This is a genomic window from Mucilaginibacter limnophilus (assembly GCF_004005815.1).
GTDB classification, from domain to species: Bacteria; Bacteroidota; Bacteroidia; order Sphingobacteriales; family Sphingobacteriaceae; genus Mucilaginibacter; species Mucilaginibacter limnophilus.
In genome coordinates this window covers 756929-770773 of the sequence record NZ_SACK01000001.1, presented here as the reverse complement: position 1 = coordinate 770773, position 13845 = coordinate 756929, and the positions used below count along the sequence as shown (strand labels likewise).

The following is a 13845-nucleotide window of genomic DNA, read 5'->3' as shown; positions in this document are numbered from 1 at the left end:
CTTTTGACCGTTCAAAAACGCCGTTTATCGATAAAAGTCGACCTGTATCGACCATGTTTGACCGTTATTCAATGCATGTTCACCTTTGTAGAAATTTATAGCTTATGAAAATACAGATATTGTTTATCCTGGCGTTGGCAACGGCCTTGCAAACCGCTTGCAAAAAAGAAAAGGCTGGTGAGCCGGATTCGCAAGTGAACCCGGGGCCAGTGAATGACCCCCTTTTATTCGGACAAACCTGGCAGAAATCAACTTCTCCCGGCGTTGCCACCGTTTGGAGCGGAAAAAACCGCGACACTACTATTGTTGGTTATAAACACAGTGGATTGATCGTCACCGGGTTTTATGAACGCGCTGTTATTTCACCAAATGGCATTGCCAAAGGGATCGACTTCTACGGTAACGAAGTTGCAAACGGCAATAATTCCCGCCTGTGCCAGTTTCTACAGGTCAGCACCCCGTTTGCCACAACAACAGGCCGGGAGCTAAACCCGAGCTATATCGAATGGTCGCAAGGCAGCACCACCTACAATGACAATACCTACATCATTGCGCTTGGAACATATAAGGGCCAACGGGCCAGTTCTTACTATTACAAAGTAAGCGGTACCGACGGTAAACCTACTTTTCATCCACTTGCGCAAACGCCCAATGGCAATGGCTACGCTTGGTATTGTGGCACAGAAAAAGGCTTGCTGGTATCCAATTCTCTCAGCCCGGACACGAAAAAAACCTTTCTTTCAATCTACCGGGAAACCCAATGGTTACAGGATTACAAACTGGAAGCGCCTGGCTACATTTATATTGACGTTGAAAATGTATTTGCTAAAGATGCCGAACACCTCATTGTCATCGTAGACGCTAAAAAAGAGGGCACTCCCATTACCGGTTTATTCTATTTTACCATCAATCTGATAGACCATACCATCAAACGGTACCAGGCCGACCTGCCGGAAGTTAACTACCACATCAACGAAGGCGCTTATGCCAAAAACACCGTTTATCTGCCTTATTACGAGAACAGTTCGAACAAGTGCGCTTACGTCACAGTCAGGTTAGATGACAAACTGGACAAACTGATCACTGAAAAAGTTGACCTGCCGGTCAAAGCCGGCATCAACTACGGCTCTGCCACACTTGTAGCCACAAAGGGCAACGCTGTTTACACCGCCGGTGAGCAAAGTGGCAAAGCCTGCTATTGGCGTAACGACAAGCTTATCGAAATTGAAAATAAAGATGCCAATGCATCCGTGATCACCAAGATAGCCGTATTTGATTAATTCAAATACCATAAGCATTTTAGAACATAAAGAGTTAACGGTTGTATTATTTGTTTAAGATATAATACAGGCAGTGAATATACAGCCAGGATTTTCAGTGATGTGTCTATGTTAAACGCAATAATTCAAATCCAATTTTAATCAATTGAATGTTAGTGCAAGTTTATAAGAAAACAAACACTTTTACGAATGACGCCTCCGGCAACATCATTTGCCGTAAAATCGATAAAAAATCCTTACGTGTTAGTGCGTTCATGCTATTTTAAGATAGTGTCTGGTCCGAACAAAAAGTACGACTAAATCTTTCCTGTTACAATTTGGAATTAGTGGGTAATTAATTGATTAATATCTTAGCTGATTGACCATAGGCTGTCATTGATGGATTGTACATGCATTGCAGCCTTGCAGGCCCGCTGGTAAATGCTCCTGAGTGACTTACTACAAGCTCATAACTAATTTCGGAAATGCCGCGTGGCAGGATTTCTGTAAAAATATCCAGCCCCGTATCACGTACCGACTGGTAATAGCTAAACCCATTACCGTATTTCCAGCCGCTGCTGCTTTCTTCCGGCTCAAAAGCTGCTGCTCTTGGGTCGTTTACATGCACATAATTAAGCCGTGCTGATGTTTCAATGATAAGTTTCACCATTACCCTGTCACCTGCTCTCAATACCGTATTTACTGCAAGCGGCTGCCAGTTACCGTCGTTATCGCGTACATGAAAAACCTTATTAATCTTAATAGCCTTATTAAGCGTATCCAACCGGTTTGCCTGCGCAAAGTAGTGCCACGTTATTGCACCTGCAGCTTTATTACCCTGCTGCTTTAAAGTTATGGTTTGAGGTTGTTTCTCCGTTCTTACAACGGTAGCAGGTACACCGCCAAGCAAGTCATCGTTTACCTTTAGTGGTTTATTATTAATGTTGGTTTCAATAACCAACGATTGACTAAACGCGGAGCCTTTGCTTTTTTGCAGCATTTGTATAGCCGCCGCTGTTGCTTTTGTTGTTTGCCAGTGCTCTTCCTGTTTTGTGGTGAGCAGCCACTTAACGATGCCCGCGGGTACTTCGCTATATTCTCCGCTTATTTCAAACGCTTCGCTAAGTACTGCCATGGTTTCCTCGGCCGAAATACTCATTTCTTCGGCATCGGCAACATCTTTCCAGCGTATGCCGTTACCGGCATCCTCAATAGCCAACTGTCTTATACTTTCTAGTTGCTGTAGCGCTTGTTCATAAAGTTTGCTTCCGGCCCCGGTAAAGCGTAAAGTAGTTATTATTAACAGCGCCTGCTGCTGCAAACTCTTATTGTCGGCATTTGTCCAGTGCGAAGTTAAAAGGCTATTGGCAGTTGCTTTTAATTGCGGAGTCCCATATTCAGCTAACCAGTACGATAGGGCGTATAGCTGGTTTAATTCATTCTCTTTATTTTCTGCACCATGAAAATCAGCGCTATATTTAAACAGACCTCCAATAAATCTATGTTGATTACCACTTACAATTTGCCGCTCAGCCCAGATTGGTTTTAACTGACCGAAACCTGCAAGTACATAAGCAGATATGTAAGGATTGCTTTGCCCGCCCTCAAACCAGGCTAACCCTCCGTTACCTGTTTGCAACTCATGTAAGCGTTTTATATGACCGTCAATTTTACTGTGTATTACAGAAGTATCAAGCAGCCTGAACAGTTCACGCTGGTTATTCGCTGTTTTATTACCCAAACGCAGCCATGGCATTGTAGCCTCTGCCAGTTCATCGGGCAACACCGCATCATCACCGTTACGGTTCTCCATGTTAAGTGCGGCTGTTTTGTAAGAACTTTGAGCAAGCGTATCGTTACGCATCAGGTTTAGCGCTGTGACCTGCGCCCGCAGTTTATTAAACGTTTGTTCGGCACAGTTGTACGAGTAATTGGCCAGCCAGGGCAAGGCATATATTAATGATGCCTGTGGTTTTTGATCAATAGATAATCCTACGCCGTATACCGACACCCCGTCGGGTAGCCTAACAGCAGGTACTGTTATTGATGGTTCGCCTTCCGCAAACTTTACCGGTTGGCTTTGTCTTACAAATATTTTAGCCGACAATACAGGTATAACATGCTCTTCAGCGTCGGCAATGTTACCACTTGCCGCGGTGACAATTATTTTAAGTGGATTTAACTGAACCTCCGGAACCTGCAGCTCAAAGGCTACCATGCCTGTGTTTTTGCCGCTTATGGTAAACGGCACTTTTTTATTTTTTACAAGCTCCGCTGTGATGTCGGCGCCGGTGACGGCATCTTCAATTTTACATATAGCGTTGCCGGTTATTGCGGCGGTATCTAAATTGCTTATGCGGCTTTGCAGTTTTATTTTATCGCCCTGGTATAACATGCGCGGCATATTGGGCTGCACCATCAGGTTAAGCTGCGTTTGCAGCTTTTTTTCAAGGTAAGCAAACTGCGTATTTTTGGTATGTGCCAGTATTTTCCAGTTCCATTCAGTGGTACTTTCGGGCATGGTGAAGCTAAACGTATAATTGCCGTCGGCACCGGCATATATCTTAGGATAGAAAAAGGCAGTTTCCCTAAAGTCTTTACGCACCTTTACAGGCGTCTGAGTATCTGCACCGGGTAATACTATAGGCCCTTTTGTGCTGATGATAAGCACACCCTTAGCAGCCCGGGACCCGTATATGGCAGATGCATCAGCACCTTTCAGTACCATAGCGTCGGTGATGTTTGCTGTTATAATACTTGAAATATCCCCTGTAAATATTACGCCATCAATTACCACAAGCGGCTGATTATAATCTTTCAAGCTCTCTGTACCTCTGATAGTCATTACACTGCCGGTAAGCGATTGTCTTTTTACACTGCCATAACCCACTACAACCACCTCATTCAATCCGCTGGCTTGCGTAACACTTACCCCTGCTACCCTGCCGGAAAGGCTATTTTCAAAAGCTTGGTTTTCATACTCAAAGTTATTATCCCGGTAAAATGTAATGTAATCATAACTTCCGGCTAACCTGGTGTTTGCTGATCCATTGTTCCAGTTGGTGTAAAAATAAGGGTCGCGCGGGCGGGTGTAAGGCAAGTTCCATTTGTGCTCCTCCAACTTATCTAAAGCCGCGTCGTACAGGGTAGTCATCAGTTCGGCAGCTACATTGTCGTTACGTATTTTTATCGACACCGAAAAAGTTTCCTTCGCACCCGGAGCCATTACCTTCCGGTAACGCTCGGCAATTATTTCGGGCTGCAAAGTGTTATCAGTATATACAAACACCCGCTTTTCGCGTTTATGAACCCTATTATTCGCGATGCTTATACTGCTGAGGGCTATGTTACCTTCTGCATTTGCCGGCACACGAAACTGCCAGTGCCTTACGCCGGGTTTTTCAGCTATGGTAAAGTATTCTTCTCTTGCCTGTAGTTTTTTATCAGCGGTTAAGTATTGGATGTAATATATGGTGTAGCTGCTATCTTTTGCCGATGTATACCAGTTAATCATCTCGCCTGGTTGCACCGAGTTTAACGGCATGTAATCAATATCCTCTACAGCTGTTTTACCGGTTTTGCTGTCAAACACGCTGAACGCTTGATTAAACTCGCCGACAATACGCCCATTATCCGTACAAACAGCCGTTAAGCGGTAAAAACCAACATTTATTTTTTCTTTAGGCAACAAAAGTTTTTGGTACTCGGCAGTATTGATAACGGTGTCCAGCACCAGCATACCTTCTGTATTTTCAGGTATTTTTCTCTCCGCTTTTTCAGGAAACCAACTGTTCCAATCATTTATATCATAATACCATTGGTCAACAGTGCCTCGTTCTTTTTGATAGTGATTATTTTTTTCTTCACTTGTTCTATAAAGCTTGACATTTACTTTGTGGCCGGTAACACCTTCAAAAAGGTTTGATGTACTTATAGTCAAAACAGGTAGCAGTTGCCTGTCGTAAACAGTGGCAAGTGGTATTTTGATAATAATTGGGCGTGATGAAACAGTTAAATGCTCTTCGGCATCAGTGGTTTCGCCGGTAGCATCGGTAGCGGTGGCTGTTAAATTGTAGTCGTAACTCCAAACCTTGCCGTTTTCTAATTCAGCCCTCCTCAGTGTACTGTCATTTACGCTGATTACCAGTTCCCCCTTTTCATTTGTAAAGCCGGTAGTATCTAACAACTCTATATTACGGTAGGTTTCGCGGTTACTGCTATACATATCAGGCACACTGCCACTACGTTTAAGCATATACTTAACAGGCACATTTGAAAGCGAAGCCCCGCTTAACGAACGCAGCTTAACTTTGATACTAAATGGCTGCCCGGGTATAAGCATTTTCTTTTGCTTTTCGACGCTGAGTTCGATAGTGGGCCTTTTGTATTCTTCCACCTTAAACTCGCCCCTGTTTGCATATTCGGCATCAATAGAGCTCTCTAAACTCCATTCGCCTGTGGCGGCTGTTTTAGGTAAAGTAAATTCCCCCGAGAAACTCCCGTATTCGTTTATTTTAATGATAGCGGTATCAATTGATTTACGAAACGGATCAGTAAGTTTTAATTTATCCTCATCGTCTTTTTGCATCTGCTTCACTATACTGTCAAACAGTTTAGGACCAACATTTTTGGCATTGAACAACATGCGCCCGCCTGTATTTGGGTTGTTAGTTAAAAAGATAACTTTATAGTGCACCGTTTGCCCGGGGCGATAAATACTCCTGTCTGTAAATACTTCCATCCGGGTGTTGTCTTTGTAAAACTCTTCCAGGTCGTCATATTCATCTTTATCAAACACGCCGTCGGCAGCGTATAGTTCTTTTACATCAAGGTCGTACCCTATCGAATCGGCTTTATAAGTGATAAAGAGACTATCGGCAACGCCGGGCTTTATATCAATACTACCCTCTTCACCCGTTGTTACATTAACATTCGCCGGCCAGCCTTTTTTGAACGCGCTAACCTTTGCTCCGTTTAAAGGTAAGCCGCTTATCCTGTCGAGTATAAATATCCGGCTGCTGGCATTAACAGCCGTTATACCGGTTACATTAAATGTGATGTTATTAATAGTATCACCGTTAGCTTTCAACGGATTGGCACCAAACAGTAGGCGGTAACGCCCGGTGGGCAATCCTTCAAGTTTCAGATAAGTGGCGTGCAGGTTATGGTCGGCAGGCAGTGGTAATACGAATTTACCTTGTGCGGCCGCTTTATTTTCAAACAGTTTTTCGGTAGCTTTTACTTCGGTTTTTATTACCGGTTCAACAGCACTTAGTTGTATTACCCTGTAATAAAGCGTGTCGGCATTTTTATACAGTGCACGGAATGGTATGGCCCCGCCCGGTAAGTGCGCGTCTTCCATTTCAATCATAACGCCCTTGTGCAGTAGCTGCTTTTCCATGATTTTAAGGACTCTATAAAATGGCGGATATTTGGTCATTAACTTACGATGGGTATTAAAGAGCGCAAGCGCTTTTGCCGGGAACAGCCGGTACTCCGGTTTAAAAGGATCAAGCGTCAGGGTGTTATAGTAACGATCGCTTGATGCATATTTCTTTCCTTGTTCGTTATACATTAAACAAAGCTGATACACAGAATGGGCTTTAAGCAATTCATTTTTTGAAGCGATACCATCCTGCAAATACTTAATATACAGCGCGCGGGTTACTGAATCTGTACCTGATGACATGTAAATATACTTCCGCGCAAGCGATTCAATAAATGCGGCAATGTTTCCATTGCGCTTGTGGTAGTTTAACCAATTATAGTATGCTTTAAACTTCGGTCCTTCCTTAGCCAAACGTTCCCTGAAATATGTTGAAGATAGTGATAACAACCCGCGTGCAAAACCAGTTCTTTCACCGTGAGAGGTGATCATGTTAACATATTCAGCCAGTATGATATCGGCAAATTGAGGTTCAAATAAAAAAGCGTCAGGGCTTGAACTAAGCCACAACAGTTTTTCGCCGCTTAATTTTTTTCCGGCATATGCTAAAGCGCTATCAATGTCCTTCGCAACCAGTGCATCACGTTGTAAGGACGTTAGCGCGGCATAATTATATTTGAGCCGCGGTGTGCGGTAAGCGGCCTCATTAAACCTTTTGTACCGTTGCGAAAACGCATGTAAACGGCTAGCCCTAATAAGATGAAAAATAGCTTTAAGCTGCGAAGGTGTTTTAGGATTATCAAGCACGGTATCAATAAAAGCGCTGTTTTTGAAATACAACGTATCTTCGCTAAGCTTATCATTTATCAGCATAATATTGTACAGCGCACGTGCCAGTAAAATATTATCGCCGCTGGCAGAGGCGCGGCTCTTTATATCCTCCAGTTTCACTCTCGTGTCCTGTAATTCTTTCTTTTTTTTGATGTTTTGTTCCAGTTGCTTAATGTCTACTGCGGGCAAGTCATTGTGTTTGCGCTGTGCTTTTGCAGGACTTTGCGCACAAAGAATTATGATACATAAAAACACGGTGTAGATAAGGCGCATATAAACAGGATAAAGTGAAACGAATATATAATTACCCTATGGATGCACAAATATCGGATATTCCATAAGATATATTAATTTTCGTAATGCAATTTTTCCTTAACCGTCAGGCTACTCTCCATAATGCACCATACATAACTGCGGCGGCTTGCATCGCCGAAATAAAGTTATACACAGCTGCTCTTTTTCAATGGAAGCAATTTGTCATTTGATATCAGGGATTCGAGTGTTTTTTTTGCCATTTGAGCCACTTGTATCAAATCAAGCAATGCCATCTGATATTTGAAAGTTAAGATATCTGTCCTTACAAATGCTGCCTAAAAGCTTAGCATGAACACCGCTGATTGATACCGGCTTGTTTAATAAATATGCGGTAGAATCTTCAAAAAACTTTTCTTGTCCGTAGGTTACACGCGATCTTCGTTGCCACCAGCCGGGCGTAACCAGTACCGGGCGGCAGAAGGCTTTATTACTATATGCCCTAATCATTTTAGTAAGTATAGTTTCGTGCAGATAACCATAATTTAACTCATACACACCTGATTCGTAGGTTCCATGGAGTTTGGTAAGCAGTTTATCCCAATCAAATGATTTAAGCAGTGCCCATGAGGTATACCCAGTATGCTCACCCTTTGGCTTTTAACTGCATTGCGGCCAACCATATGTAAGTTAACCATCGCATTTGTTCGTCGCGGGTACAATGCAAGTGAACTTCGGTTATGGTAATGGGGATAATGGTTGCGCTCCCAGGCCTCTTTTATCAGTACTTCGGTCCAAACGGGAAGAATATGGCCTACAGTACTGCTTCTACATCAGCATAAATATGAACTCTTTTTTTCCATAAGTATGTCTTGGGTATTTCGATTTATTTTCATCGAGATAACGCTCACTTGTGAAGTAATAATTCACACCTAATACATCAGGCTTACAAGGTTTGCAAATAAAAATTCAAGTTCGGCGATACTTATATGGTTTATAATTAAATAATCATCCAGGTAATGAGATGGGTTAACCCTACCGGATATAATGTTATACCCTAACCATCGCCGTTCGTTTTAAAAATTTGCCTGGTAACGGAGCTTTTTTGTGCGTGAACTTTTCTTAGGCCGTCGTTTGAATTAGTTAAGCATCAGGGTTTATTTTACGAATGGCCTGCATAGCCAAACGGTGGCCTTTTTAAACCGAGGCTTGCAAACTTTTTGATATCATCGCTCTTTGCCGGTGATCCGAATGTTCGAGTTGATCGAAATAACATTTGCCAACCCGGTTTATAATGCATTCTATGCCGCCCCAAACTTTGAGTTTGTTCAGGCTGCGGCTTCATTATTATGCATTGATTTTATACCAACCTCTGCCTGTATTTTTTTAAATGTGCTTAACGCCTGAGCCACTACCTGGTCCATGTTATAGTATTTATAAGTAGCCAAACGGCCAACGAAATGCGTGTCAGACTGGTCTGCCAGGGCTTTGTATTTTTTATACAGTTCAGCATTTTCCGGACGCGGAATGGGGTAATACGGATCTCCATCTGCGGTCGGGAATTCGTATACTAAACTGGTTTTATGATGCTTTTGCCCGGTTAAATATTTAAACTCTGTAATACGGGTAAAGGCATAATCGTTCGGGTAATTAATCGTTCCTGTCCGTTGAAATTGTTCTTTATCAAACGTTTCAAATTTGAAATTAATTGAACGATAAGGCAGCTTACCATAGCAGTAATTAAAATATTCATCTACCGGCCCTGTAAAAATCATTTTACTGAAAGCGATTTCATTTGCAATTTCACGATAACCTGTGTTCAGCATAATCTTAATGTTTGGGTGGTTAAGCATATTTTCGAACATTTTGGTGTAACCATACAAAGGCATAGACTGATACGTATCAGTAAAGTACCTATCGTCTTTATTTGTACGTGTTGGTACCCGTGCCGTTACCGATGCGTCAAGCTCTGAGGGGTCCAAATCCCATTGCTTTTGCGTATAGCCTCTAAAAAACTTGTTGTATAAATCGCGTCCTACCGCCTTAACAACAACATCTTCTGATGTGCGTACCTGCTTAACATCTTCTGCTTTATCGGCAAAAAAGCCCTCCAGTTCGCTACTGCTCAGGTTTAAATTATATAGTGTGTTAATTGTGGTTAAATTGATGGGTACAGGCACCTGCTGCCCATCCAGATCAGCCAGTACCTTATGCTGATAATTTCGCCACTCCGTAAATTTTGACAAATAATCAAAAACTTCCCGGCTGTTGGTATGAAAAATATGCGGCCCGTATTTATGGATCAGAATACCTTCATTGTCATAATAGTCAAAAGCATTTCCACCAATATGATTTCTTTTGTCTATCAGCAACACTTTTTTATTTCCGGCTACCGCAAGGCGTTCTGCTAATACACTTCCTGCAAAACCCGCTCCTACTATTAAATAATCAAACATCATTATTAAACTAAGGTATTGTTAAAAACCGGTACCGGGCTTAATGCAGCACTCATTACATTCATCATCTGCGCATACGTAATATCCCAGGAAATATCAGATAAAAACAGATCTACCTTTTGCTGCCATGCTTCTCTGTCTGTACGATGCAGTTCCTTCTCGACAAGCATCATAAAATCTAAGGGTGTGTTGCCTATTGATACCAAACCAAGTTTGCCATAAGGGTTTATCACATCACGTATAGCCGTTGATATTACCGGCAATCCTGCAGCTAAATACTCAGGCGTTTTCGTAGGACTAATAAATTGGGTAGACTCGTTTAGCAAAAACGGGATCAGTGCAATGTCCCACCCGGCCATGAGGTTTGGCAGTTCGTCATAGCTTTTCGGCCCCATATAATGAATGTTATTTTTTACCGGCAAAATTTGAGGATCAATTTTAACTATCGGGCCTACCAGCATCAAATCCCAATTGGGGTGCGCATCGGCTATTCCTTTAATAAGGTCAATATCAAACCGTTCATCTATAACGCCATAAAATCCCAGTTTCGGCCTGTACGCAGCATCCTGGTTTTTGGTGGTTGTTTTAAGCACCCGTGTCTTAGCAAAATGTGCTTTATCAATACTACTGGGAAACGCATGTATATTATTATGCTGATATTTTTTGGCCTCATATAATGAATGCCCTCCTGTAAATACAACATCGGCTTTTTGCATTAGCTCTTGTTCCAAAGTTTTTAACGACTCTGGCGCAAACTTAAATGCAGATAACTCATCCATGCAGTCGAAAACAGTAAGTTTGGGCTTGTATTTTCGGCTGAATTCGAGCGCCATGGGTGTATAATACCAAAAAGCGTAGTCGGTTATTTGATGCTCTGTCATAAAATCGTCAAGCAATTGCTCCAGCATTTTAACTGTTTCTGTCGGGCTTAACCCTGCCGGAAGCTGCGGTACAATAAGCGTGATATTATCGCTCCTTTTCTGTAATGAATAATATGAAAATTTATCCGAAGCAATAATTACGGGCTCTTCAATATAAAAAACCTTCATAGCTGTAGCTAAGCGGGTTAATAAATGCTGTGGCCTTTGGAATACAAAATCCCACCGGAGATGGGAAAAGCAAACCAGATTTTTTGGCATGTTTTTAAAATTCAGCCCTAAGTGCTCCATTGACTGGTCGCTTTTTACCTGCATATGTTACCTCTTTATTTAACAAGTATTAACAGCGCCGATTGTTTTAAAGTAAAATATATAAATTAATATTTAATTAAAAACGTTAAGGTATAAGTTCAGTTTGCCATTGCTCCTTCAATACAACAAAATCCACATTTGCTTGTTGCTAAAAACAATCCTGCACATTTTATACTTTCATATTAGTGCGCTTCCACAATTACTTTCAACCGATTGGTGTGCGCTAATCTCATTAATAAACTTCTAAAATTACATGCAAACCCCTCATGATAGCAGTCCTTTTCAATCTTTTTGGATGGGGGGCTATGAATGTACAGACCAATTGAACATTTCGGGCAACCGGGTAGATCTAATCAACGCCACCCACCACTTAAGCCGTTTAAAAACCGATTATGAAGACATAAAAGACTTCGATATCACTACCGTTCGTGAAGGAATTAGGTGGAGCCATGTAGAAAAGCAGCCCTACCAATATGATTTCAGCGTTGTTCAAACAATGCTTGCCGAAGGTAAATCCAACGGTATTCAGCAGATATGGGATATATGTCATTTTGGCTACCCTGATGATCTAAGCCCGCTACACCCGCATTTCACCAAACGATTTGTGGGAATCTGCCGTGCTTTTGTTGAGTTTTACAGATCGGAATACCCGGCAGACGTATTAATAGTAACTCCTATTAATGAGGTGAGTTTTATATCATGGCTGGGTGGCGAAGCTGCTGGAACTACCCCCTACTGCACCGGCCAGGGCTGGACTATAAAGTATGAATTGATGCGTGCCTATATTGCCGGCATTAAAGCCATCAAAGAGCTTGACCCGAGCATTCGCATACTTACCACCGAACCCATTGTTAACATTGTGCCACCCCTTTTTGCCAATAAAGCTGAAATTGAAGAAGCAGCGAAGGCACATGAAGAACAGTTTCAGGCGTTGGATATACTGGTAGGACGGATTTGTCCGGAGCTTGGGGGCTCGCCAGATTTGCTGGATATGATGGGTGTTAATTTTTACTACAATAACCAATGGGTAGTTGGTTTTAATGAATTTTTACCCTGGTTAAATGAAGAAGAAGACCTACGCTGGCGCCCTTTGAGCGCATTGTTGACAGACGCATACAACCGTTATAACAAGCCTATCGTATTAACAGAAACCAGCCATCCTAAAGAAGACAGGCCGCTATGGATTGATTTCGTTACCAACGAATGCTTTAAAGCAATACAACAAGGTATTCCGTTTTGGGGCATATGCCTCTACCCGATTATTGACCGTCCCGATTGGGATAATCTTACGTACTGGCACCAGAGCGGCCTCTGGGATGAAGTTCAACACGTAAGCGGAACCACAGTTAGGTTATTGAATGAACCATATGCAAATGCATTAAGGAAATCTCAGCGTCTGATTTATCAAATAGATAATCCATCAAACAGGAGATCTCATTAATAGTGAACCACTTATTGCAGGTTTAGTTTACCTACAGCCTTGCGATTATAAATCGGCCTTACGTCACGCATAACTAACTTTACTGAACCCGCCGGATTTATTATGCTCAACCAACAGCAACTTTCAAACAAAAAAGGTGAGCAAAAGACTTCCGGTTCACAGTAACAAAAATGTTTAAGGATTGTCTGATTGTAAGAATGAGTGAAGAAAAAAGGCTAATTGGCTCTACGTTCCCTGAAAAATTCACTTTTGAAAACTTACAACATCGAATTGCTCCCGTAAGCGATGTTTATTACTATATCTATAAGATTATCAAGGAAGCAAATAAAAAGGGGCAAAAGACCTTAAAATCTTTTACCCCCTTGAAGGGTAAGTAATCGGGCTCGAACCGACGACCCTCAGAACCACAATCTGATGCTCTAACCAACTGAGCTATACCTACCGTTTTGTTTGGAGTGCAAAAATATAAATCTCCGGCCTATTTGCAAAGCTTTTTTAATATTTCCTGATACCTTTGCCGCATGGTTATTGAGTTATTTACAGATGGCGCCTCAAGCGGTAACCCCGGCCCCGGCGGATATGGGGTTATTTTACGTGCGGGCCAACATTATAAAGAGTTATCAGCAGGCTATCGTAAAACCACCAATAACCGCATGGAACTGCTGGCGGTTATTAAAGGGCTTGAAGCCTTAAAAAACCCTAACCAGGAAGTTATTATATATTCCGACTCAAAATATGTGATAGACGCTGTTGAAAAGCGCTGGGTTTACGGCTGGCTGCAAAAAGGCTTTAAAGACAAGAAAAACAAAGACCTCTGGTTACGCTATCTTGAATTAAGCAAACTGCATAAAATCAGATTTGTGTGGGTAAAAGGCCATGCTGGCCACCCGGAAAATGAGCGTTGCGACCAGCTTGCCGTGGCTGCTTACAAACAACCTAATTTACTTATAGATTCGGTTTTTGAAGTGGAAAACGCTAAGGTGAATTTGTTGTAATTTGGTTAGTGGTTGATTGGGTTGACCAAATGAAT

8 protein-coding genes and 1 tRNA gene are annotated in these 13845 nt (G+C 42.1%); 4 read left to right on the top strand and 5 right to left on the bottom strand.

Going from position 1 to position 13845, the window contains the following annotated elements; translation table 11 throughout:
- The first annotated feature begins 104 nt into the window (after window positions 1-104).
- Complete coding sequence (locus tag EOD41_RS03275; RefSeq protein WP_127703335.1) at window positions 105-1280, top strand: hypothetical protein; 1176 nt, start codon at window positions 105-107, stop codon at window positions 1278-1280.
- A 334-nt stretch (window positions 1281-1614) separates the two neighbouring features.
- On the opposite strand, the gene EOD41_RS03270 is transcribed toward EOD41_RS03275, so the two are convergent.
- The 4 genes from EOD41_RS03270 to EOD41_RS03255 all read right to left on the bottom strand — a co-directional run bounded on the left by EOD41_RS03270 (window position 1615) and on the right by EOD41_RS03255 (window position 11233).
- The gene (locus EOD41_RS03270) at window positions 1615-7749 is read right to left on the bottom strand and encodes an alpha-2-macroglobulin family protein (RefSeq protein WP_127703334.1); all 6135 of its coding nucleotides are present in this window, start codon (window positions 7747-7749) and stop codon (window positions 1615-1617) included.
- 261 nt (window positions 7750-8010) lie between these two features.
- Window positions 8011-8238 carry a hypothetical protein gene (locus EOD41_RS03265; RefSeq protein ID WP_127703333.1) on the bottom strand — a complete coding sequence of 76 codons (228 nt, stop codon included), beginning with the start codon at window positions 8236-8238 and terminating at the stop codon, window positions 8011-8013.
- Between the two features lie 818 nt (window positions 8239-9056).
- Complete coding sequence (gene glf, locus EOD41_RS03260; RefSeq protein WP_205780480.1) at window positions 9057-10187, bottom strand: UDP-galactopyranose mutase; 1131 nt, start codon at window positions 10185-10187, stop codon at window positions 9057-9059.
- Between the two features lie 2 nt (window positions 10188-10189).
- A complete protein-coding gene (locus EOD41_RS03255) occupies window positions 10190-11233 on the bottom strand; it encodes a glycosyltransferase (protein ID WP_240663157.1) in 1044 nt (347 codons plus the stop codon).
- Window positions 11234-11627: 394 nt separating this feature from the next.
- Between EOD41_RS03255 and EOD41_RS03250 the strand changes: the two genes are divergently transcribed.
- Window positions 11628-12815: an amine oxidase gene (locus EOD41_RS03250; protein ID WP_127703332.1), complete on the top strand. Its 1188-nt coding sequence runs from the start codon at window positions 11628-11630 to the stop codon at window positions 12813-12815.
- A 197-nt stretch (window positions 12816-13012) separates the two neighbouring features.
- Window positions 13013-13192 (top strand): hypothetical protein, encoded by a 180-nt coding sequence (locus EOD41_RS03245; RefSeq protein ID WP_127703331.1) that lies wholly within the window; start codon window positions 13013-13015, stop codon window positions 13190-13192.
- On the opposite strand, the gene EOD41_RS03240 is transcribed toward EOD41_RS03245, so the two are convergent.
- Window positions 13184-13257: transfer RNA gene (locus tag EOD41_RS03240), tRNA-His, on the bottom strand. The genes EOD41_RS03245 and EOD41_RS03240 overlap by 9 nt on opposite strands.
- A gap of 79 nt (window positions 13258-13336) precedes the next feature.
- On the opposite strand from EOD41_RS03240, the gene rnhA reads away from it, so the two are divergent.
- Entirely contained in the window at window positions 13337-13810 is a 474-nt protein-coding gene (gene rnhA / locus EOD41_RS03235; RefSeq protein ID WP_127703330.1) for a ribonuclease HI, read from the top strand.
- The last annotated feature ends 35 nt before the right edge of the window (window positions 13811-13845 follow it).